This window comes from Actinospica acidithermotolerans (assembly GCF_018139625.1).
In the GTDB taxonomy this organism is placed as follows: domain Bacteria; phylum Actinomycetota; class Actinomycetes; order Streptomycetales; family Catenulisporaceae; genus Actinospica; species Actinospica acidithermotolerans.
This window is the reverse complement of sequence record NZ_JAGSOH010000006.1, coordinates 23,143-45,147: the sequence shown is the minus strand read 5'-3', so window position 1 is coordinate 45,147 and position 22,005 is coordinate 23,143. Positions and strand designations below refer to the sequence as shown.

At 71.4% G+C, this 22,005-nt stretch carries 21 protein-coding genes; 9 read left to right on the top strand and 12 right to left on the bottom strand.

What is annotated here, in order from left to right; genetic code table 11:
* Nucleotides 1–116 precede the first annotated feature (116 nt).
* The 4 genes from KDK95_RS04165 to KDK95_RS04150 all read left to right on the top strand — a co-directional run bounded on the left by KDK95_RS04165 (nt 117) and on the right by KDK95_RS04150 (nt 3,284).
* The gene (locus KDK95_RS04165) at nt 117–563 is read left to right on the top strand and encodes a MarR family winged helix-turn-helix transcriptional regulator (protein WP_212516642.1); all 447 of its coding nucleotides are present in this window, start codon (nt 117–119) and stop codon (nt 561–563) included.
* Nucleotides 556–1,974: an MFS transporter gene (locus KDK95_RS04160; protein WP_212516641.1), complete on the top strand. Its 1,419-nt coding sequence runs from the start codon at nt 556–558 to the stop codon at nt 1,972–1,974. The genes KDK95_RS04165 and KDK95_RS04160 overlap by 8 nt, the downstream gene beginning before the upstream one ends.
* A gap of 11 nt (nt 1,975–1,985) precedes the next feature.
* Nucleotides 1,986–2,531 carry a cysteine hydrolase family protein gene (locus KDK95_RS04155; RefSeq protein WP_212516640.1) on the top strand — a complete coding sequence of 182 codons (546 nt, stop codon included), beginning with the start codon at nt 1,986–1,988 and terminating at the stop codon, nt 2,529–2,531.
* 126 nt (nt 2,532–2,657) lie between these two features.
* Nucleotides 2,658–3,284, top strand: a complete 627-nt coding sequence (locus KDK95_RS04150) for a GNAT family N-acetyltransferase (RefSeq protein WP_306466398.1) — start codon at nt 2,658–2,660, stop codon at nt 3,282–3,284.
* A gap of 76 nt (nt 3,285–3,360) precedes the next feature.
* Here KDK95_RS04150 and KDK95_RS04145 read toward each other — a convergent pair whose 3' ends face one another.
* The 4 genes from KDK95_RS04145 to KDK95_RS04130 all read right to left on the bottom strand — a co-directional run bounded on the left by KDK95_RS04145 (nt 3,361) and on the right by KDK95_RS04130 (nt 8,615).
* Nucleotides 3,361–5,178: a glycoside hydrolase family 35 protein gene (locus KDK95_RS04145; RefSeq protein ID WP_372463256.1), complete on the bottom strand. Its 1,818-nt coding sequence runs from the start codon at nt 5,176–5,178 to the stop codon at nt 3,361–3,363.
* A gap of 158 nt (nt 5,179–5,336) precedes the next feature.
* Nucleotides 5,337–6,707, bottom strand: a complete 1,371-nt coding sequence (locus tag KDK95_RS04140) for an ABC transporter substrate-binding protein (protein WP_212516637.1) — start codon at nt 6,705–6,707, stop codon at nt 5,337–5,339.
* 62 nt (nt 6,708–6,769) lie between these two features.
* Nucleotides 6,770–7,690: a carbohydrate ABC transporter permease gene (locus KDK95_RS04135; protein WP_212516636.1), complete on the bottom strand. Its 921-nt coding sequence runs from the start codon at nt 7,688–7,690 to the stop codon at nt 6,770–6,772.
* A gap of 1 nt (nt 7,691) precedes the next feature.
* Nucleotides 7,692–8,615 (bottom strand): carbohydrate ABC transporter permease, encoded by a 924-nt coding sequence (locus KDK95_RS04130; protein WP_212516635.1) that lies wholly within the window; start codon nt 8,613–8,615, stop codon nt 7,692–7,694.
* 134 nt (nt 8,616–8,749) lie between these two features.
* Between KDK95_RS04130 and KDK95_RS04125 the strand changes: the two genes are divergently transcribed.
* Entirely contained in the window at nt 8,750–9,778 is a 1,029-nt protein-coding gene (locus KDK95_RS04125) for a LacI family DNA-binding transcriptional regulator (RefSeq protein ID WP_212516634.1), read from the top strand.
* Between the two features lie 65 nt (nt 9,779–9,843).
* Here the strand turns inward: KDK95_RS04125 and KDK95_RS04120 are convergent, their stop codons facing one another.
* Complete coding sequence (locus KDK95_RS04120; protein ID WP_212516633.1) at nt 9,844–11,733, bottom strand: glycoside hydrolase; 1,890 nt, start codon at nt 11,731–11,733, stop codon at nt 9,844–9,846.
* Between the two features lie 214 nt (nt 11,734–11,947).
* Between KDK95_RS04120 and KDK95_RS04115 the strand changes: the two genes are divergently transcribed.
* Nucleotides 11,948–13,126: an ROK family transcriptional regulator gene (locus KDK95_RS04115; protein ID WP_212516632.1), complete on the top strand. Its 1,179-nt coding sequence runs from the start codon at nt 11,948–11,950 to the stop codon at nt 13,124–13,126.
* 9 nt (nt 13,127–13,135) lie between these two features.
* On the opposite strand, the gene KDK95_RS04110 is transcribed toward KDK95_RS04115, so the two are convergent.
* The 3 genes from KDK95_RS04110 to KDK95_RS04100 are packed head-to-tail and all read right to left on the bottom strand — an operon-like array spanning nt 13,136 to nt 15,002.
* Nucleotides 13,136–13,390 carry a hypothetical protein gene (locus KDK95_RS04110; RefSeq protein WP_212516631.1) on the bottom strand — a complete coding sequence of 85 codons (255 nt, stop codon included), beginning with the start codon at nt 13,388–13,390 and terminating at the stop codon, nt 13,136–13,138.
* Between the two features lie 36 nt (nt 13,391–13,426).
* Entirely contained in the window at nt 13,427–14,065 is a 639-nt protein-coding gene (locus KDK95_RS04105) for an RraA family protein (protein WP_212516630.1), read from the bottom strand.
* Between the two features lie 40 nt (nt 14,066–14,105).
* Complete coding sequence (locus KDK95_RS04100) at nt 14,106–15,002, bottom strand: alpha/beta fold hydrolase (RefSeq protein ID WP_212516629.1); 897 nt, start codon at nt 15,000–15,002, stop codon at nt 14,106–14,108.
* Nucleotides 15,003–15,267: 265 nt separating this feature from the next.
* Between KDK95_RS04100 and KDK95_RS04095 the strand changes: the two genes are divergently transcribed.
* Nucleotides 15,268–15,633 (top strand): DUF3040 domain-containing protein, encoded by a 366-nt coding sequence (locus tag KDK95_RS04095; protein WP_212516628.1) that lies wholly within the window; start codon nt 15,268–15,270, stop codon nt 15,631–15,633.
* 304 nt (nt 15,634–15,937) lie between these two features.
* On the opposite strand, the gene KDK95_RS04090 is transcribed toward KDK95_RS04095, so the two are convergent.
* The 4 genes from KDK95_RS04090 to KDK95_RS04075 all read right to left on the bottom strand — a co-directional run bounded on the left by KDK95_RS04090 (nt 15,938) and on the right by KDK95_RS04075 (nt 18,806).
* Nucleotides 15,938–16,606 carry a hypothetical protein gene (locus KDK95_RS04090; RefSeq protein ID WP_212516627.1) on the bottom strand — a complete coding sequence of 223 codons (669 nt, stop codon included), beginning with the start codon at nt 16,604–16,606 and terminating at the stop codon, nt 15,938–15,940.
* Nucleotides 16,607–16,702: 96 nt separating this feature from the next.
* Nucleotides 16,703–17,185, bottom strand: coding sequence for an ATP-binding protein (locus KDK95_RS04085; RefSeq protein WP_212516626.1), 483 nt, complete (start codon nt 17,183–17,185; stop codon nt 16,703–16,705).
* Between the two features lie 125 nt (nt 17,186–17,310).
* Nucleotides 17,311–17,520 (bottom strand): hypothetical protein, encoded by a 210-nt coding sequence (locus tag KDK95_RS04080; protein ID WP_212516625.1) that lies wholly within the window; start codon nt 17,518–17,520, stop codon nt 17,311–17,313.
* Nucleotides 17,521–17,615: 95 nt separating this feature from the next.
* Nucleotides 17,616–18,806 carry a uroporphyrinogen-III synthase gene (locus KDK95_RS04075; RefSeq protein ID WP_212516624.1) on the bottom strand — a complete coding sequence of 397 codons (1,191 nt, stop codon included), beginning with the start codon at nt 18,804–18,806 and terminating at the stop codon, nt 17,616–17,618.
* 203 nt (nt 18,807–19,009) lie between these two features.
* Here KDK95_RS04075 and nirB point away from each other — a divergent pair, with 203 nt between their 5' ends.
* Entirely contained in the window at nt 19,010–21,598 is a 2,589-nt protein-coding gene (nirB, locus tag KDK95_RS04070; protein WP_212516623.1) for a nitrite reductase large subunit NirB, read from the top strand.
* Nucleotides 21,595–22,005 carry a nitrite reductase small subunit NirD gene (locus tag KDK95_RS04065; RefSeq protein WP_212516622.1) on the top strand — a complete coding sequence of 137 codons (411 nt, stop codon included), beginning with the start codon at nt 21,595–21,597 and terminating at the stop codon, nt 22,003–22,005. Before nirB ends, KDK95_RS04065 begins: the two co-directional genes overlap by 4 nt.

Here is a 22,005-nt window from a genome sequence, read left to right as displayed (position 1 = left end):
CGAAACGCCGAGACCTCGAGACGCCGAGACGCCGCACGGCGGAGACGAGCGCGATTATCCAGGTGAGCTGTACAGGTAACCTGGACAATATCGTGTGATCGTCTTAGGCTGGGCCCATGAGCGAAGATGGTGGACCCGCACCGACGGCCGTCCGCGCCTCTCAGGAGGTGCGGGCGGTCGTCGGCCGCCTGCGGCGGCGCATCCGCGCGGCCGCAGACCCGGCGGACCTGAGCCAGCCCCAGTCGTCCGTGCTGGCCAGGCTCCTCGACAAGGACGGGCTCACGACCGCCGACCTCGCCAACGTCGAGGGGGTCCGGCACCAGTCGATGGCGGCCAACGTCGCCGCACTGGCCCACCTCGGGCTGGTCGAGCGGCGCCGAGACCCGGGCGACGGCCGGCGCATGCTGATCGCGCTCACCGCCGAGGGGCGCCGCCGGGCGCAGGAGGGCCGGCAGGCGCGCGGCGAATGGCTCGCCGCCGAACTGCAGAAGCAGTGCACCGAGGACGAACTGCGGACCGTGATCACGGCCATGGCGGTGCTGCGGCGGCTCGCCGATGACTGAGCAAACGGAGCAGATAGCCGCCGCCGAGCGCGCGGACACCAGGCCGGCCAGGTTCGACCGCCGGCTCGTGCCGCCGATGATCCTCGGTTCGATCCTGAACCCGATCAACTCGACCATCATCGCCGTCGCGCTGATCCCGATCGGCAGGGCCTTCGGCGCGCCGCCGTCCGAGACCGCGTGGCTCGTCTCGGCGCTCTACCTCGCGACGGCGCTCGGACAGCCGATCGTCGGTCGACTCATCGACATCCTCGGGCCGCGCAAGCTGTTCCTGTTCAGCACCAGCCTCGTGGGCATCGCGGGCATCGTGGGCACGACGGCCCCGGACTTCGGCGTCCTGGTCGCGGCACGCGTGGTGCTCGGCTTCGGGACGTGCGCCGGATACCCCGCCGCCATGGCGCTGCTGCGCAGCGAGGCCGAGCGGACCGGCGAGGACAGCCCCGCAGGCCTGCTGACCACGCTCGCGGTCGCCAACCAGACCATCGCCGTGATCGGCCCGCTGCTCGGCGGTCTGCTGATCGGCCTCGGCGGCTGGCGATCGACGTTCGCGCTCAACATCCCGCTGGCGGTGCTCGCGGTCGTGCTCGGCGCCCGGCTGCCCAGGCAGCCCGTGACCGGCAAGGAGCCCCGGCGTGCGATCGCCGCGCAGATCGACCTGCCGGGCATGGGCCTGTTCGCCGCGATGCTGTTCTCGCTGCTGCTGTTCCTGATGAACCCGCACGTGAGCGACTGGTACCTGCCGCTGATCACCATCGCGATGGGAGCCGCGTTCGCCTGGCGGGAGCTGCGCGCGACGACGCCGTTCATCGACCTGAGGATCCTCGGCGGCAACTGGCCCCTGCTGGCCACCTACGGCCGCTCGCTGGTGGCCTATACGGTGTCGTACTCGTTCCTCTACGGCTTCACGCAGTGGACCGAGGAGGGCTACGGCCTCTCGGCCTTCCGCGCCGGCCTGGTCCAGATCCCGATGTTCATCGTCGGGATGGCCGTCTCCATCACCGTCGGGCGGCGCCGGGGGGTCTACAGCAAACTGCTGATCGGCGCGATCGGCCAGATCATCGCCTGCTCCCTGATGCTCACGCTCACCGCGAGCAGTCCGATCATCGCGCTGATCACGCTCGCCGTGGTGTTCGGCGTGCCGCAGGGCGCGAACAGCCTCGCGCTGCAGAACTCCGTGTACTTCCAGTCCGACCCCGAGCGCACGGGCTCCTCCGCCGGCCTGCTGCGGACCTTCGGGTATCTGGGCTCGATGGTCGCGTCCTCGGCGACCGCCGCGTCCTTCGGCCGGCACGCCAGCACCAGCGGCATGCACCACCTCGCCTGGTTCATGCTCGGCGCCGGCGCCGTCTACCTGCTCATCACCGTCTTCGACCGAAGCCTGCTCCGTCTTTCAGCCGATAAATCAGACTCATGAAAGGCGCCAACGTGCCCCGCACAGCCCTGCTCCTGATGGACCTCCAGCTGAGCAACCTGTCCCACGTCTCCCCCGACTACCTGCCGAACGCCGTGCGCGCACTGGAGGCCGCCCGAGCCGCCGACGTCCCGGTCATCCACGTCATCCTGCAACTGCGCCCCGGCCACGTCGACGCGCACCCCCGCAACAGGATCTTCGGCGCCCTGCCCCAGAACCGCTTCACCGCCGACGACCCCGGCGCCGCCATCCACCCCGACGTAGCGCCGCAGGGCGACGAGATCGTCGTGCACAAGAACCGCGTCAGCGCCTTCGCGGGCAACAATCTGCCCCAGATCCTGGCCGCGCAGGACATCGACCACCTCGTCCTCGCCGGCATCGCGACCGGCGGCATCGTCCTGTCGACCGTGACCCAGGCCGCCGACCTGGACTACCGCCTCACGGTGCTGTCCGACGCCTGCGCCGACCCCTCCCCCGAACTCCACGACATCCTGGTGACCAAGGTCTTCAGCCGACGCGGCGACGTCCTGACGACGAGCGAGTGGGCCGAATCGCTCTAGCCGGTGGTATCCCGAGGACTGCCACGACCGCGCCGCAGAAACCCTTTGCGTACCGCGCATCCGGCTCCTAACCTCGCACGGGTGGATACCCCAGTCGCCGCGCCGTCCGCATACCCGCCGCTGAACATGCAGGTGCACACGCCCACGCTCTCCCTACTCGGCGCCACCGACGCGCTGCTGGAGCGGCTCGTCCCCGTCGTGCGCAAGGGGGTGGCGACGGAGCCGCCGTGGCCCTTCGACGACCCCATGTCGCTGTACAAGGACTCCCCCGACCGCGAATGGTCCTGGCTGCGGGCCGTCTGGTCGGGCCGCGGCCGCGTGACCGAGAGCTTCTGGCGTCTCTACTTCGTCGTCGTCCTCGACGGCGAACCGGTCGGCATGCAGGACCTGATCGCCACCGACTTCGCCGCCTTCGGCACGGTCTCCACCTTCTCCTGGCTGAGTCCTGACGTCCGCCGCCGCGGCCTGGGCCGCGAGATGCGCCAAGCCGTCCTCCACCTCGCCTTCGACGGCCTCGGCGCCCGCGAGGCGGCCAGCGACGCGTTCGCCGACAACCCCGCCTCCAACCGCGTCTCCGCCGCCCTCGGCTACCGGCCCAACGGCGTCGACCACGCCACCCGCCGCGGCGAGCCCGCCGAGCTCAACCGCTGGCGCCTGACCCGCGAGCACTGGCTCCCCACCCGCCGCCCCGACATCACCCTCGCGGGTGTCTCCGAGTGCCGTCCGGTGCTCGGTATCCATGACGCGGATTGAGAAGGCTCACACGGCTCCACGGGTGACTCGGGTAGACGTGCGCGAGTAGGTCAGACAAGATCGAACGCTGCGCGGCCTAGAACTCCGTGTGGCCGAGTTCCTGGCAGGCCAGCAGGCGCACGTCGGCGGAGGCCGTGGCGTGGAGCTCGAAGATGATCAGCTCGTTGCCCTCGGCCTTCAGGACGGGCGCGGGGACGTAGAGGGTGCGCTGGGGGCCGCGGGACCAGTAGCGGCCGAGGCAGAAGCCGTTGATCCAGGCGACGCCCTTGCCCCACTCGGCGGTGTCGAGGAAGAGGTCGGCGATCGCTCCCTCGTGCTCGGGCGCGTCGAAGACGGCGCGGGCGAAGGCGGGGCCGGCGACGACGTCGGCCGTCGCGTCCGGGTGCGCGGCGGCGGTGAGGTCGCGCAGCGCCTCGGCGACCGGGGTGATGTCGTCGAGGCCGAGCGGCAGCACCTGCCAGCCGGTGACCTGGTCGCCGTTGACGGTCGCGGGGCCGATCAGGCCCTTGGGCTCGCCGATGCGGGGGCCGTAGTCGACCCGCCCCTGGTCCTCGATCAGCAGGTCGAGGGTGCCGCGGGCGTCTTCGGGGAGGGTGAGCACGCGGTCGCGGTGGTCGCGGGCCAGGACGCCGACGGCCCGGCCGTCCACGAAGACCTGGGCGCGGTCGCGGACCTCGGCGACCCGGAGTATCGCGGCGCCCCGGCGCTCGATCTCGGTGCGGTACAGCGTGAAGCCGGAGTAGTGGCCGAGCGAGTCGCACATCGGCGGCTGCTCGTGCTCGGACCAGGCGCCGAGGCGGTCGGCGACCTGCCAGAGCGGCACCGCCGCGCTGAGGGAGGCCGAGACCTCGACGGACTGGGAGCGTGGCTCCCGGAAAGCGGTGCGGCGCTCTCCGGGAACCAGCCCCGGCACCGGGGCGTGCTTCGCGATCACGTCGCGGAACGCCCAGTACTTCGCCGTCGGATTCCCCGCCTCGTCCAACGGCGCGTCGTAGTCGTAGCTGGTGACGATCGGGGCGTAGGTGCCCTTGTCGTTCGCCCCGTTGGTGAAGCCGAAGTTCGTGCCGCCGTGGAACATGTAGATGTTGACCGACGCGCCCCGGGAGAGCAGCTCGTCGAGGCTCTTGGCGATCTCGTCCACGTCGGTGGTGTGGTGGTGGCCGCCCCAGCTGTCGAACCAGCCGTTCCAGAACTCGGAGCACATCAGCGGGCCGGTCGGCTGGTGCCGGCGGAGCCGGTCCAGGCGCTCGCCGACGCGCGAGCCGAAGGAGGCGGTCTTGTGCAGTTCGGGCAGGCTGCCGTTCTCGATCATGTCGTCGAGCGGCTGGTCCACGGTGATCAGCGGGACGGTGATCCCGATGCGCCTGGTCAGCTCGGTCAGGGCCTTCAGGTAGGCCTTGTCGCTGCCGTAGGCGCCGTACTCGTTCTCGACCTGGACCAGGATGATCGGGCCGCCGCGGTCGATCTGGCGGGGCACCAGGATCGGGGCCAGGTGCTCGTAGTACTCCTCGACGGCGGCCAGGTACGTCGGCTCGCTGCTGCGGATGCCGGTGCCGGGCTGCTGGAAGAGCCAGGCGGGCAGGCCGCCGTTGTCCCATTCGGCGCAGATGTACGGGCCGGGCCGGACGATCGCGTGCATGCCGTGCTCGGCGACGGTGTCGAGGAAGCGGCCGAGGTCGAGGCCGCCGGAGGCCTCGAATTCGCCCGGACGCCGGCTGTGCGCGTTCCAGGCGACGTAGGTCTCGATCGTGTTCAGGCCCATCTCGCGGGCCTTGACGATGCGGTCCGCCCACAGGTCGGGGTGGACGCGGAAGTAGTGCAGCGCCCCGGAGAGGATGCGCGTGGGCTCGCCGTCCAGCAGGAAGTCTTCTTCGCCGATCGCGAACCGGCGCACGGGGGTGCTCATGCGGGTTGTTTCCTACAATCCTCGAAGTCGCGCGGGGACGCCGCGCCCGCGTGCGGGCCGGCCGGGATGGTGCCGCGGCCGGCCCGCACGCCCTGATGTGCGTGGTGGGGTACTGCGTGGTGCGTGAGGCTCTCGAGGCCGGGCCGCTACTTGACGGTGACCGTGAAGCCCTGCTGCTGGCCGTAGGTCGCGGACGCCTTGAGCCAGGTGGTCACCGCCGCGCCGATGTCGGTCTTGGCCTCGTAGGCCTTGCCGACCGAGTCCGGGAAGATGCTGTTCGCGTACACCTGGAACGGCAGGTAGCTCCAGCCCGGCAGCACCGAGCTGGCGGCCGCCGACAGGACCTGGTTGATCTTCTGGCCGCCGAAGTAGGCCGGGGCCTGGTTCAGGAAGGAGCTCGAGCTGAGCACCGAGTTCAGCGACGGGAACCCGCCCTCGTTGGCGAAGATGGTCTCGCCGTCCTGGGCGTTCATGAACTCGTCGAAGCCGGCCGCGACCAGCGAGTTGCTCGAACCCTTCATCACCGCGTAGCTGGAACCGCCGCTCTCCGCGGAGGCCGCGGTGCCGCCGTCGTAGGTCGGCATCGGGGCGACCCGCCAGTCACCGGACGCGGCCGCGGCGTTGTCCTCGAGGTTGCCCGGCATCCACGCGCCGGTCGGCAGCGTGGCGATAGTGCCGTTGGCCAGCGCCGTGAACCACTGGCTGGTCCAGCCGGAGATGTTCGACAGCAGGCCGTTCTCCTCCAGCTGGTCCCACTCCTTCGTGAACTTCGCCATGCCCGCGTCCGCGGTGTCGATGGTCACGTTCGTGGTGCCGCTGACCTTGAACGGGGTGCCGCCGGCCTGCCAGGCCATGCTGGTGACGAAGCCGGGGTCGCCGGTGTCCGCGGTGATGTACTCGTTCGGGTTGGCCGCGTGCAGCTTCTTGGCGTCGGCGACGTACTGGTCCCAGGTGGTCGGGACGGTCAGGCCGTACTTGTCGAAGATCTTCTTGTTGTAGAACAGCGCCATCGGGCCGGTGTCCTGCGGCAGCGCGTCGAGCTGGCCGTTGACGGTGACCGAGTCCCACACGGCGGCGGAGTAGTCGCTCTTGAGGCTGTCCAGGCCGAGGCCGTCGAGGCTCTGCACCGAGCCGGCCAGCGCGAACTGCGGCAGCGCGTAGTACTCGATCTGGGCGACGTCCGGAACACCCGATCCGGCCTTGATCGCGTTCTGCAGCTTGGTGTACTCGGTGCTTCCGGTACCGGCGTTCACCAGCTTGACGGTGACCTTCGGGTACTTCTTCTCGAAGGCCGCGACGATGTCCTTGTCCTGCGGAGCCCAGCCCCAGACCGTTATCGTCGACGTCTTCTGCAGCGCGGCCGCGATGTCCGAGGCGCTCCCGGAGGAGCCTGACGTCGTGCCCGAGCCCGAGCTGCTGCTGGAGCACGCGGTCAAGCCGGCGGCCGCGATCGTGCCCGCGAACACCACGGCGGCGCCGCGGCGCCAGGCCCGCGCGGTCCGAGTCGTTGCTGTCATGGCGACGTTCCTTCCACTTCTTCGTGTGAGGGTGTTGAGGTGCTGTGGTACGGGTGGTGCGGTCACTGCTTGACGCTGCCGGCGGCCAGACCCGACTGCCAGTAGCGCTGCATCACCAGGAACACGATCATGATCGGGACGATCATGAGCAGCGATCCGGTGAGGACGAGGTTGAAGATCGGCGTGCTTCCCGCGGTCTGGGACTGCGCGTTCCACTGGTTCAGGCCGACCGTCAGCGGATACCACTTCGGGTCGTTCAGCATGATCAGCGGGAGGAAGTAGTTGTTCCAGGTCGCGACGACCGCGAAGAGCAGGACGGTGATCATACCCGGGCGCAGCAGGCGGAGCGTGATCGAGAAGAAGATCCGCCACTCCCGGGCGCCGTCCACGCGGGCGGCCTCGAGCAGCTCGTTCGGGATCGCGTCCCGCGAGAAGATCCACATCAGGTACAGCCCGAACGGGTTCACCAGCGAGGGGATGATGATGCCCCAGGGGTTGTTGACCAGGCCGATCTTGCTGAACATGAGGAAGGTCGGCACGGCCAGCGCCGTGCTCGGGACGGCGACGGCGCCGAGCACCAGCGCGAACACGCCGCGCTTGCCCGGGAAGTCGAACTTCGCCAGCCCGTAGCCGCCGAGCGTGGCGAGGAAGGTCGCTCCGCCGGCGCCGACCACGACGTAGAGCATCGTGTTGCCGAACCAGCGCAGGAACTCGTCGCCGTTGTACGTGAGCGTCTGCTGGATGTTGTCGAGCAGGGCGAAGTGGCCGCCGAACCACAGCCCGTTCGTGGTGAACAGGTTCGCCTGCGTCTTCGAGGAGTTCACCAGCAGCCAGAACAGCGGCAGCAGCGAGTACACCAGGCCGAGCGTCATCACCAGGGTCAGCGTCTTCGACTTGGGACGCCGGTTCGGATTCCACGCCCCGCGCACGGGGCGGGCCGGGCGCGCGGCGCGCGGCGGCGCGGCGGTCTCGGTGGCTGCCATCTCAGGCTCCCTTCCGCTGGCCGATGCGCTGGACCACGTAGGCGACGATCACCGTCAGCAGGCCCATGAGGATCGCGATGGTGGCCGAGTAGTTGTACTCCTGGCCGTTGAAGGACAGGCTGTAGGCGTACCAGTTGGGGGTGTACGCGCTGCCGATGACGTCCTTGTTCAGGAAGTAGAGCACGCTCGGCTCGGTGAACAGCTGGAAGCTGCCGATGATCGAGAACACCGTCGCGACCATGATGGCGGGCCGCAGCGCGGGCAGTTTGATGTGCCAGATGATCCGCCACTGGCTCGCGTTGTCCAGCTCGGCCGCCTCGTACAGCTCGCCCGGGATCACCCGCAGCGCGGAGTAGAAGATCAGCATGTTGTAGCCGATGTACTCCCAGGTGACGATGTTGCCGATCGCCGGGAGCATCAGCGTGTTGTCCAGCGGGTTCGGCAGCGTGGTGTGGAACCAGCCGCCGATCTCGGCGACCAGTCCGAACTGGTTGCCGTAGATGAAGCCCCACATCAGCGCGCCGACGACGGCGGGGACCGCGTAGGGCAGGAAGATGGAGATCCGGTACAGCGGCGCCCAGTGCAGGCGCGCGCTGTCGATGGCCAGCGCTACCGCGAGGGCCAGGATCAGCATGACCGGGACCTGCACGACCAGGAACAGCGAGACGCGGCCGAAGCCCGTCCAGAACTGCGAGTCGGTCAGCGCCTGCGTGTAGTTCGCCAGGCCGGCGAACCGGTTCCCGCCGATCAGCTTGTCCTGGAACAGACTTAGATAGATCGCGTAGCCCACCGGGGCGACCATCGCGAAGAGGAAGACCAGGAGGAAGGGGCTCACGAAGCCCCAACCGGTCCACTTCCGCCGGCGACGGGGCCTCAGCTCCGACTTGCGCGACCTCGGCGGCGAGTCCGCTGACAGCACTGTCATGTTCTCTTCCCTGCACGAACGACGATGTTTACGTCAACATGATGGGGTGACGCTACCATGTTCACGTAACCATGCCCACACAGGATGACATCACAAACCGGCAACGTTGCCGTAAGGAAAGCGATGTGGAGCCGATGACCTCGAGCGATGCCCCGGCGAGGCGCTCGAAGCAGCCGTCGATGGGGGATGTGGCCAGGCACGCGGGAGTGTCCTCGCAGACCGTCTCCCGCGTGTCCAACGGGCACGCCAACGTGGACCCGCTCACCAGGCAGCGGGTCGTCGAGTCGATGGAGGCCCTGGGCTACCGGCCCAACTCCGCCGCCCGGGCCCTGCGCCGCGGGAAGTTCAAGGCGATCGGCGTGATCATGTTCACGCTGCGCACGTTCGGAAACATGAGCACCCTCAACGCGATCGCCACCGAGGCCGCGCGCGCCGACTACTCCGTCACGCTGCTGCCGGTGCGCGAGGCGACCCTCGGGCAGGTCTCCGGCGCCTACAACCGGCTCAGCGAGGCCGCGGTGGACGGCGTCGTGATCATCTTCGAGGCGCACCTGCTGGACGAGGCCGAGTTCACCCTGCCGCCCGGCCTGCCGGTCGTGGTCATCGACTCGAACGCGGGCGACGCGTACACCGTGGTCGACACCGACCAGGCGGACGGCGCGCGGCAGGCCACCGAGCACCTGCTCAGCCTCGGGCACCGGAAGATCTGGCACGTCGCCGGACCGGAGTCCTCCTTCTCCGCGATGCGCCGCATGGAGTACTGGCGGCGCACCATGGTGGATGCCGGGATCGAGCCGCCGCCGGTGCGCTACGGGGACTGGTCGACCGAGTCCGGCTACCGGCACGGCATGGAGCTCGGGCAGCGCGACGACGTCACGGCGATCTTCGCCGGCAACGACCAGATGGCCCTCGGCCTGATGCGCGCGCTGCACGAGCTCGGCCGCGACGTGCCCGGCGACATCAGCGTGGTCGGCTTCGACGACCTCGAGGAGGCGCACTCCTTCTGGCCGCCGCTGACCACGATCCGGCAGGACTTCGGCGAGGTCGGCCGGCAGGCGATCCAGAACCTGCTGGCGAAGGTGGACGGCGAACGGGACAACCACAAGATCATCGTGCCCACCCGGCTGATCGTCCGGGGCAGCACCGCGGCGCCCCGGGAGTAGCCGGTCCGGCCACCCCCGGGGCGCCGCGAGCGCCCGCGACAACCGTGCGGGGACGTCTCAGCCGGCTAGCCGAGCGCCCACTGCTGGTTGCCGCCTCCGTTGCACGTGTACAGGTCGATCTTCGTGCCGTTCGAGGTGCCCTGGCCGTAGGCGTCGAGGCAGAGGCCTGACTCGTTGTTGGTGATCGTGCCGTCCGGATGCACCTGCCAGAGCTGGTTGCTGCCGGCGTTGCAGGTGTAGATGTCCACGATCGTGCCCGCGGTCTTGCCCTGGTTGTACGCGTCGAGGCACTTCTCGGAGCTACCGCTGTAGACCGTGATCTCGCCGTTGGACTGCAGCGTGTACTCCTGGTTGCCGCCGGCGTTGCAGGTGTAGATCTCCAGCTGCGTGCCGTTGGACGTCGAGGAGCTCGGGACGTCGAGGCACTTGCCGGACTGGTTGCCGACAAGCTCCTGCGCGCTCACGCCACCGCTGCCCGGGGTGCCGGAGCTGCCGAGGACATAGGTGGTCACGGACTGCGCGGGCAGCGAGGCGCTGATCGTCGATCCGGAGATGGTCGGCGCCGAGATGCTTGCCATGTTCTCGCTGGAGTCGGTCTGCACCGCGGCGCTCGAGGTGAGCGTGCCGCTGTTCAGGTTCAGGCTCAGCGCGGTGGCAGAGGTGTTCGTGTTCGTGGCCACGACGTCCCACTGGCTGGCCGAGCTGTTCCAGAAGGCCATCGTCTGCACGCCGGACGGCGAGCCGGACACGCCGTAGCGGACCGCGCCGGGCCGGACGTACTTGCTGTACTGGCCGAGGGCGTAGTAGCGCTTGGTCGGGTAGATGGTCTGGTTGCCGTCGGCGGCGTAGTTGGGGTCGTAGTAGAGCAACCCGTCGTTCCAGGCGGTCGAGTTCGTGTTGACGCTCGTGGCGCAGGTGCTGGAGGTCGTCGGGTCGCAGCCGAGCGCGGAGGAGAGCGCGGTCCACCACTGGAACGCCGTGTCGTCGGCGTACGACATGTCGGTGTAGATGTAGTTGGTCAGCGTGAGCGCGCCCGCCATCGTCGGGTCGTACTGCGCGCCGTAGCCGCCGCCTCCGGAGATCTGGCAGCAGATCTCGCTGGCCCACACCGGCTTGCCGTTCACGTCGCCGAGCGAGCCGACCTGCTCGAGGCCTGAGTCCGACGGGTTGTCGTAGGTGTGGTGCGCGATCGCGGCGGTGTAGCCGGGGGCGCTGGAGTCGGCGAGCCAGGTCGGGGCCTCGGAGAGCAACTGCGTGGTCTGGCTCGACTCGTCGGCGATGATCTTCGTGGACAGCCCGGCCGAGTTCAGCGCGGAGCCGACCGCGTCGATCACGCCCGCGCGCTCGGCGGCCGGGACGCTCATGCCCTCCTGACCGCAGCCGCTGAAGGAGTTGTCGGGCTCGTTCATCGGCGAGATCTGGTTGAGCGTCACGCCCGCGGACGCGAAGTGCGAGACGATCGTGGCGATGTACGCGCCGTACGCGGCGTCGTCCGCGGTGCTGATCGAGCCGGCGCAGCTCTTGCCGTCGGTGGTGTACTCCTCCGGCGCGCTGTTCACGAAGCCGATCAGGTCCGGCACGCCGTCGGCGGCCGCCGCCTTGAGGAAGTACTGGCCGCCGGGGTCGTTGGACCAGTTGTACGTGCCGGACGTGGTCAGGAAGGTCTGCGGCGCGCGGGCCGCGACCGAGACGCCGGTCCCGCCGCCGCCGATGTTGTAGCGGTACTGGCTCAGGTCGATCCCGCTCGCGGTGAACAGGTCGGCGGCGACCTGGGCCTGCACGGAGGACGAGAAGTTCGTCAGGTCGTTGACCCACCAGGCGCCGGAGGCGCCGAAGCCGGCCACGGTCTGGGCGGGGGCGGTGACGATCGCGGTCGACGAGGCGGCCGCGGCCGTGCCGGGCAGCACCGCCGCGGTCCCCGCCGCCGCCGCGAGCAGCATCGCGGCGGTCAGCAAGGGCGCGAGCGGCCCGCGGTTTCGGGGACGTGTTCGAATGCGCACTGTGGGACACCCCTTTAATTCGGGCGTAAATTATCTTGCGCGGAAGTTAGATCCGGCGCACAGCGCTGTCAAGACCCGGCCCTGTCACGCCACTGCGACTAGGCTGGAAGGATCACGGTCCGCAACGGGACGTACCGGATGATTCGACATCGTATGGAGACTGGTCGATATGCGCTGGGGTGCGGGCTCGGTCTCGGGCGACATGACGCGCACGGCCGTGCTGGCGATCCTGGCCAGGCACGGCGGGCTCAGCCGCGCGGAGATCGCCGAGCAGCTCGAACTGAGCCCGGCGACGATCACCACGATCACCCGCCGGCTGCTCGACGCGGGCCTGGTCGAGGAGGGCGAGCCGCGCACCTCGCACACCGGCCGGCCCTCGATCCCGCTCGAACTGGTGCCAGACTCGGCGCACGCGCTCGGCGTGCAGGTCGCGCACGAGCACGTCACCGGCGTGCTGACGCAGCTGGACGCGACCGTCGTGCACGGCTTCCGGCATCCCTTCGACCCGAGCCGGCCGGACGCGGTGGACGTGCTCACGACCCTGATCCGCTCGGAGATCGAGTCCGCCGCCGAGCGCCGGCTGCCGCTGCTCGGCGTCGGGATCGCGGTCCCCGGGGTCGTGGAGCCGGAGACCGGGACGCTGCGCATGTCGGTGCGCCTGGGCTGGACCGGCATGCCGCTGGCCGCCCGGATGCGCGCCGCCCTCGGCGTGCCGGTGTTCGTGGACAACGACATCAGCGCCGTCACGGCGGCCGAGCGGCTCTACGGCGCGGGCGCCGACTGCGCCGACTTCCTGCTCGTCGCGATCGGCGAGGGCATCGGCCTCGGCATGGTGCTGGACGGCGCGCCGTACCGCGGCGCGGCGGGGGCGGCCGGCGAGTTCGGGCACATGCCGATCCTGCAGGACGGCCCGGTCTGCAGCTGCGGCAACCGCGGCTGCCTGGAGACCCAGGTGAGCACCGAGTCGCTGCTGCGCCGCGCCCGCGAGCTCGGCATCGTCGGGCCGGCCGCGTCCCTCGAGGACCTGCGCGCGGTGGCCGCGGAGGGCGATCAGGCCGGCCTGGATCTGCTGCACCGGGCGGGCGAGCTGCTCGGCCGCGCCCTCGCCGGCTCGGTGAACCTGCTCGGCCCGGAGCGCGTCGTCGTCATCGGCGAGATCAGCATGCTGTGGCCGTTCCTGGCGGCCTCGTTCCACCGCGCGCTCGCCGATCACCTGCTCCCCTGCGTCCGGGAGACCAGCATCGACACGCGTCCGTGGGCCGACGACCTGATCGCGATCGGCGCGGCCGGCATCGTCCTGGCCACGCCGCTGGCCGCGCCCCGGCAGAGCATCCGCTCCGGCGTGTAGCGCGGGGAATCAGGCCTCGCTCCCGACCTCCGCCAGGACGGGCTCCTCGGCGGGGGCCGGGTCGGCGGCGGGCTCCGCGTCGGGCACGGGTTCGGCGTCGGGGTAGGCCATCGCCTCGGGGGCGGCCGCGGGAATGCCGCCGATGCGGTCCAGGACCGCGTAGAAGATCTCTACCGGGGTGTGCGGGCTGAGCGCGCGGGCGAGAAGCTCGTCGACCTCCGCGTCGGACATCCGGTCGATCGTCGTGACATCGGTTATCTCCATGAAAGGCTTAACGACTGAGTGGTCGTCCGGTTACGCTCAGTCCTCGAAGTCCTCGAAGCCGGCCTCGGCGAGGAGCTTCTCCACCCGGGCGTGGTGCGCCCGCTCCCAGTCGTCGAGCGTCTGCGCGGCCTCCCGCGCGAGCTGGGCGCGGGCATCGCCGAGGACCGTGGCGGCCTGCGGCGCGGGCACGACCGCGACGCCGTCCTCGTCCGCGACCACGATGTCGTCGGGATACACGGTCACCCCGCCGCACGTCGCCGGCTCGTAGAAGGGCGAGGTCGCCGCCTTGCCGCCGGGCTTGGGGATCATGCCCCGGCCGAAGACGGGGAAGCCGAGCTCGCGGATCTCGCCGATGTCGCGGACCAGGCCGTCGAGTACGAAGCCTGCGATGCCGCGCCGGCGGGCGATGGCGCAGACGTTGCCGCCCGCGAGCGCGAAGTCGAGGTCGCCGCTCTCCACGACGATCACGGAGCCGGGCTTCGCGCGGTAGATCGCGGCGTGCAGCATCAGGTTGTCGTTCGGGGCGCAGCGGACCGGGAACGCCGGGCCGGCCAGCCGCGGCGATTCCCACAGGGGCCTGATCCCGGCGTCCATGAACTGCTCGCGGCCGAGCAGGTCGCCGAGCGCGGCGGTGGGCACCTCGTGGAATCCGTCGAAGTCGCTCACGGCTTCCATCCTAGGCGGAATACGCCCTCGTACTGCGGCTGATCGCGGTCTACTGCGCGAGGATGCGGGCCCGGGAGGCGTTGCGGGAGATGGCGTCGGCGAGGGCGGGCCAGAGCCGGCGCGGCACCTCGTGGCCCATGTCGCCGAAGACGATCGCGCGGCCGCCGGGAACGGCCCTGGCCAGTGCGGCGGCGGCCGAGGGGCGCACCAGCGGGTCCTCGGCTCCGTGGATGGCGAGCAGCGGGACGCCGAGCCGTTCGGGGTGGCGCAGCAGGCGGGAGCCGGTGCGGATCGCGGCGAGCTGCCGGGCCGAGGCGGCCGGGTCGCTCGGGCCGTCGGCGAGCACCTGCCGGGCGGTCTCCGTGGCCCAGCGCTCGTCGAAGGGCTGCGACCCGGCGGCCTGCATCCGGGCCAGCGCGACGTGCTGGCGGAGCAGCTGCTGCCGGGTGCGCGGGCGGCGCGCGGTGACCCGGGCCATCCGCGCGAGGCCCACCGGATCCACGTAGCGCGCGACCTCGGCCAGCCGGAAGCCGCGGGGCAGTGCGCTGAGCGTGGTCACGGTGCGCACCCGCCCCGGGTGGTGCAGGCCGAGGCCGATGGCGATGCTGGCGCCCATGGACTGCCCGACGACGTGCGCGTCCGGCCAGGCCAGGGCGTCGAGCACGGCCCTGGCGTCCTCGATCATGTCCAGCGCCGAGTAGCCGGCGCCGGCCCGGCCCGCGGCCGAGCAGGGCCGCCCGGCGGTGCGGGTGGAGCGGCCGGTGTCCCGGTTGTCGAAGCGGGCGACGGTGAAGCCGCGGTCGGCCAGTTCGGCGCAGAAGCCGTCCGGCCACCAGCGCATCGGCGAGTCCAGGCCCATGATCAGCAGCAGCGGCTCCCCGCCGGGAGGTCCGACGGTCTCGTAGGCCAGATCGACGGGTCCGTTGCGGGCCGACTCCACCGCCATCGCTGCCTCCCGGCGTGTTCCCCGATGCTCTTTTACCCACTCTGAGGGGAGGTTGCCCGATTCGCGACCGAATAACGCGGGGCGCGGCGTTTCATCCGCCGAAACAGTACATACCGACGAATCGCGACACGCTGCACCCCATGCGTCCCAGCGGACATTTCGCCTCACAGGGGGTGTGCGCGCCAGATGCCACACTGATTGGTGTGGGGCCCGCGCGGAGGGGTACGCGAGGCCTGAGACTGTCGGCCGCTAGGTGGATCAGGACATGGAGCTCTCTGCCCGGGACAAGCGCATACTCGCCGATATCGAGTGCGGGTCCGCGATCGACGACCCCAAGTGGGCCCGCCGCTTCGAGCGGCTCACCCGGCACGGTGTGCACCCCCGGCCCGGGTGGCGCCGGCGCGTGCTCGGCGCGCTGAGCGCGGCTGCGTGGCTCGCCGCGGTGACCGCCGCCGGGGTGCTGGGGATCTGGCCGCTGTTCGCGGCCGTGCTCGGCGCGGGCCTGGCCGGGTGCGGGCTGTGGAAGCTGCGGCACAAGCGCTTCTACGGGTACTGGTTCCGCCGCCGGCACCGCATCTCGCGCATCCCGCGGCAGGGCGCGCGCGACACCGGCGAGGGGCGCCCGGGCTGAGCGGCTGCGCCGCCGCCGTCCCCTCCCGCGCACGTCCTGGGACCGCGGCGGAATCGTTCGCGAATCCCGGCCCGGCGGGCGCATGGGTTCCCGGACCCGGGGTAACCGGAGCTGGCGTGTGCGACATGCCGGTGCCGTGCACGTGCCTCGCGCGTCGCGGGCCGACGCAGGACCGGCCGGTCTCCTCCCCTCCTCGCCCGGCCGGTCCACTCCCCATCCCGCGTCGGCCCGCGCGCGAGGAGCCGCGAGAACCCCGCCGATCAAAGCCGATCGGCGGGGTTTCGTGGTGTCGCCGGAGCCGGGCTCAGCCGGTCGGCCCTTCGGTCTCCCGGGGCGCCTCGCCGGGCCCGCCGCCCACGTGGGTCTCCTCCGGCACCGGCGGCCGGAAGACCGTCGAGTCCGGTTCGAGCTCCTCGCGGCGCAACTCGGCCGTGGTGGCCGCGGGCTCCGCGGCACCCGGAGCCGACGCGCTGTCCGGGGCGGCCGTGCCGACGCGCTCGTCCAGGGCGGGTTCGACGACCCGGACGCGCCTGCGGCGGTACCGGATCATCCCGGTGAGCAGCAGCAGGAGGCCGCCCGCCAGCTGCAGCCACGCGCCCGCCTGCAGGGCGTGGAACGTGGTGCTCCAGTTCTGCCCGTTGTGCGCGTACACCTGGATGCCGAACATGACGAACAGCACCACCGCGGCCAGCCCGGCGAGCCTCGTCAGCCAGCCGAGCGGGTCGAGCAGGCTCAGCACCGCCAGGGCCGCGATCAGAACGCTGATCGCGCCCACCGAGTGCAGCACGTTGCCCGTGGTGGAGAAGTCGTTATGCACCAGGCTTCGCATCGTCAACTTGCTACCGGGCAGCGAGCCCGTCCAATCCAGGAACGCGCCGACCACCAGGGCGGCCGCCCCGATCAGCGTGAAGACGAGCCTCGCGCGGATCCGGCCGCCGCGCCGCGCGTGGTCTCTCCGCGTGTCGTGCACCATGATCACACCTCCGTCCGGCGGATCCCGGCGGGATCCTCTTGGTGCGGGTCGATCCCGGGTAACCGGGCGCCGGGGGCGCGAAACGTGGGGTGCGCGTCAGGAGGCGGCGAACCAGAGGACGTCGCCGGGCACGCCGTCGGCGGGCAGGGCCTCGGCGAAGCGCAGGGTGCCCGCGCCGCCGCCGGGGACGATCTCCTCGCGCACGTCGCCGATGAGGGTCTCCAGGATGAGCCAGCTCAGGCCGCCGCGGTCCGGCCAGCCGTCCGCGACCGGCCCGCGCACGGTGATCCGCAGCGCCTCGGGCTCACGGTCGAAGCGGAGCTCCAGCGGGGCACCGGGGTCGGTCCACGGCGCGTCCCGGTCGAGGAACTGCTTGCAGGCCTCGTCCACGGCGAGCCGCAGGTCGGCGGCCCGGCTGACGGTCATCCCGACCGCGCCGCACAGGTGCGCGGTGGCGAGCCGCGCGAAGGCCACGTACCGGTCGGTGGCCGGCATCGTGATCGTCGCGAGGCGCCCCGTTCCGCCAGCGCGCCCCGGCGCCGTGCCCGGCGGCCCGGCCACCTGGTCGTTCGGCCACATCTCGCGCTCCTTGCGACTGATCCGGTTCCCGCTTCGCGCAGGTGCGCGCCGATCGGAGTCGATAAGCCGGGTAACCCGCCGCGGTGCTGCGTAAACGCCCCCTCCGGGCACGGCAGGCGGCTGAGTCAGTCCGCTGTCTCCATCTCAGGGTCCGAAGCCGCTGCGGCAGCCTCGGCCGGCCCGGCGGCGGGATCCTCGCAGGTGCACTCGTACGCGTGGGCGTGCTCAGAGCAGCCGCCCGCCGACCCGCCGCCCCCGAAGGCCAGCGCGGCGAGCCGGTCCCACGCGTCTTCCGCTTCAGCTGCCGCCGAAGCGGCTCGGGTGTGGTCCGTCATCGCCCCCTCATACCCCGGCGCGCGGCGACCATGCGGCACTCCCTGGTCACGCCATGGTTACGCCATCCCACGGACCCGCCGCGGCCCGCGGCGCCTCAGCCGCCGCTCGGGGTGACGGCGAGGCGGTAGCCGCGCTTGGTGACCGTGCGCACCAGGTCGGCGTCGTCGCCGAGCGCGGTCCGCAGGCGGGCGATTGTCGACTCGACGATGTGCTGGTCGCGGACGTTCGCGGTGCCGGTGGCCAGGCCGGATCCGCGCGAGCGCCAGACCCGGCGCAGCAGCTCGGCCCGGGAGACGACCCAGCCGGGACGCTGGGCGAGCTCGGCCAGGACCGCGGCGACCACCGGCGGCAGCAGCACCGCCTCGTCGCGGACGAGCACCGCGCTGCCCTGGATGGTCAGCGTCCTGCCGTCCTCGGCCGGGATCTCGCGGCGGATCCGCCGCGGCACGGCGACGCAGAGTTCGGCCACGAGGGCGCCGAGCCGGGAGCGCTCGGGCAGCACGCTCGGCACGTCCCGGTCGCGCAGCGGTTTCGCGCAGACCGGGCCGACGCAGGCGGCGATCACGTCCGTGCGCAGGGCTTCGAGCAGCCGCTCGACGCCGAAGGCCGCGTCGCGCGCCTCGGCGGCCTCCAGCAGCGCGGCGACGCCGGGGGCGGAGGTGAAGGCCACGGCATGCACCTCGCGCTTCTCGATCGCCTCGAGCAGCCGGTCCACGGCGGGCCGGTCCTCCGGCGGGTCCCAGCGGTAGACGGGGACCGTCAGCACCTCGACGCCGTCGGCTCGCAGCTCGGCGGCCAGGTCGCAGTCCACGGTCGGATCCACGGCGCCGTACTGCTGGACGGCGACGCGCTTGCCCCGCACGTCCTGGGTGCGCAGCCAGTCGAGCACCTCGCGGGAGACCTCGGAGCCGGCCGAGAAGTGCTCGCGCAGTCCGCTGGCCCGGACCGCGCCGGTGGCCTTGGGCCCGCGCGAGACGACGACGGCCTTCGCGAGCGCGGCCTGCAGTTCGGGGGCGTCGCCCCAGCCCTCGGCCGCGGAGATCCAGCCGCGCCAGCCGCGTCCCGTGGTGGCGACGACGTAGTCAGGCGGCGCGTCGATGCACGCCCTCGTCGCCGCGCGCAGCTCGGCGTCGTCCTCCAACGGGACGAGCTTGAGCGTCGGGGCTTCGACCACCCGGGCGCCGCGCCTGCGCAGCAGGGCGGCGAGGTCCTCGCGGCGACGGTCGGCCGTGACGGCGACCGTGCAGCCGAGCAGCGGCTGTTCGTCGAGGACTGTGGGGCTCATTGCCGCAGGCTCGATGATCACTGTTTCGCGCATGTTGCCGACCGGATACGCGGCGGTAAGCTCCCGATTCTTTTTCCCGGCGCCGCCGAACTCGGCGCCTCGCTCCGTTCAGGTAACGCACCGGATAAGGGCCCGTCATCGCGGCGCCGGACCCTGGTGTCCGCTGACCCCGCTGCACAATCCCAGGAAGCGAGACCGAACGCATGAGAATCCTGATCGTCGGCTACGGCATGGTCGGCCACCGCTGCGCGAGTGTGCTGTCCGAGCTCGCGGCGCAGCGTGCGGCGGGTGACGAGCCCGTGTCCATCACCGTGCTGTCCAAGGAGGCCAGGCCCGCGTACGACCGCGTGCACCTGACCGCGCTGTTCAACGGCTCGACGGACGCCGACCTGACCTACGACGACCCGCCGGGCGTCGAGGTCGTGCTCGGCGAGGAGGCCGTGGCGCTGGACCTCGCCGCGCGGATCGTGACCGGCGCCGGCGGGTCGACTTACGCGTACGACGCGCTGGTCCTGGCCACCGGCTCGCGGCCGTTTGTGCCGCCGGTGCCCGGCCACGACCTGCCGGGCTGCTTCGTGTACCGCACGGTCGAGGACGTGGACGCGATCAAGGCGTACGCGGCCGGCCGCCGGGTCGGCGCGGTCGTCGGCGGCGGCCTGCTGGGCCTGGAGGCGGCCGGCGCGCTCACCTCGCTCGGCCTGGACACGCACGTCATCGAGTTCGCGCCGCGGCTGATGCCGCTGCAGGTGGACGACGCGGGGGGCATGGCGCTGCGGCAGCGGATCTCGGAGCTCGGCGTCACCGTCCACTCCGGCACCCGCACCGAGGCCGTGCACGCGGGCGAGGACGGTGCCGCGGCCGAGATGCTGCTGGCGGCCGGGCACGACCCGAGCGACCAGCGCACGCTGCCGGTCGAGATGGTCGTCTTCGCGGCGGGCGTGCGGCCCTGGGACACGATCGGCCGCGAGTTCGGGCTCGCGCTCGGCGAGCGCGGCGGCATCAAGGTCGACGCGCACTGCCTGACCTCCGATCCGCACGTCTACGCGGTCGGCGAGTGCGCTATGGCGATGGACGGCCGGGTGTACGGCCTGGTCGCGCCCGGCTACTCGATGGCCGAGACCGCGGCGCGGCACATCCTCGCGGGCGACTCGAAGCCCTTCCTCGGCGCCGACCTGTCCACGAAGCTGAAGCTGATGGGCGTGGACGTGGCGTCGTTCGGCGACGCCTTCGGCACCACGGCGGGCGCGCGCACCACCCTCTACTCGGATGAATCGCAGGGCCTGTACAAGAAGCTCGTCGTCACCGAGGACGGCAGGCTGCTCGGCGGCATCCTGGTCGGGGACGCGTCGGCGTACGACGTGCTCAAGCCGCTGGCCGGGACCGACACCCCGCTGCCCGCCGACCCGATCCGGCTGCTGCTGCCGCCCTCGGACGGCGAGGCCGTGACGCTCGGCGTCGGCTCGCTGCCCGACTCGGCGACCATCTGCAGCTGCCACAACGTCAGCAAGGGCTCGCTGCTGGAGGCCGTGCAGGAGGACGGCTGCGCGACCGTCGGCGATCTGAAGCGCTGCACGAAGGCCGGCACCGGCTGCGGCTCCTGCATCCCCATGCTCGGCAAGCTGCTGGACGCGGCCGGCGTCGAGCAGTCCACCGCACTGTGCCCGCACTTCGCGCAGACCCGCTCCGAGCTGTACGAGATCGTGCTCGTGCGCCGGATCGGCACCTTCGCGCAGCTGGTCGCCGAGCACGGCGTCGAGGGCGCGGACGTGGAGGGCTGCGAGATCTGCAAGCCGGCCGTCGCCTCGATCCTGGCCTCGCTCAGCGGCCGGCTCGGCGGCCCGAAGCACATCCTGAGCGGCGAGCAGGCCGCGCTGCAGGACACGAACGACCACTTCCTGGCCAACCTGCAGAAGAACGGCTCCTACTCGGTGGTGCCGCGCATCCCGGGCGGCGAGATCACCCCGGAGAAGCTGATCGTGATCGGCGAGGTGGCCCGCGACTTCGGGCTCTACACGAAGATCACCGGCGGCCAGCGGATCGACCTGTTCGGCGCGCGGGTCGAGCAGCTCCCGGCGATCTGGCGGCGGCTGGTCGACGCCGGCTTCGAGTCCGGGCACGCGTACGGCAAGTCGCTGCGGACGGTGAAGTCCTGCGTCGGCTCGGAGTGGTGCCGCTACGGCGTGCAGGAGTCGGTGGCCATGGCCATCGAGCTGGAGCTGCGCTACCGCGGCCTGCGCTCGCCGCACAAGATCAAGGCGGCCGTCTCCGGCTGCGCCCGCGAGTGCGCGGAGGCGCAGGGCAAGGACATCGGCGTGATCGCGACCGAGAACGGCTGGAACCTCTACGTGGCGGGCAACGGCGGCTTCAGCCCCCGGCACGCCGACCTGTTCGCCAAGGACCTGAGCAGGCAGGAGCTGATCCGGGCCATCGACAGGTTCCTGATGTTCTACATCCGCACCGCCGAGCGGCTGGAACGCACCTCGGTCTGGATCGAGCGGATCGAGGGCGGGCTCGAGCACGTGCGCGACGTGGTGCTGAACGACAGCCTCGGGCTCGGCGCGGAGCTCGAGGCCCTGATGGACGCGCACGTCGGCAGCTACACGGACGAGTGGCGCGCAGCGATCGAGGACCCGGAGACGCTGCGCCGCTTCGTCTCCTTCGTGAACGCGCCGGACACCCCGGACCCGTCCATCGAGTTCACCACCGAGCGCGGCCAGATCAAGCCCCTGCTGACCATCGGCCGCCGCGCGGACCGTACCGACGACGTGAAGGACCTGGTGAGCGCCGGATGATCAAGCAGATCCCCGTCTGCCGCTACGAGCAGCTGATCCCGGGCCGCGGCGTGGCCGTGCTGCTGCCGGACGGCAGCCAGGCCGCGGTGTTCCGCACGGCCAAGGACGAGCTCTACGCGGTGGGCAACCTGGACCCGGCCACCGGCGCGTACGTCATCTCCCGTGGCCTGACCGGCTCGCGCGGCGGGATGCCGACCGTGGCCTCCCCCATGCTCAAGCACGTGTACGAGCTGGCCTCCGGCCGCTGCGTGGACGGGCCGGCCGGACCCGACCCGGCGCACCGGCTGCCGACCTACCCGGTGCTGCGCGAGGCGGAGACCGTGTACGTGCTCGAAGACCCGGCGATCCCTCGGGACGGGAACGCCTTCGTGCTCGACGACGCGGGCGCCGCGGCCGGGGACGCGTAG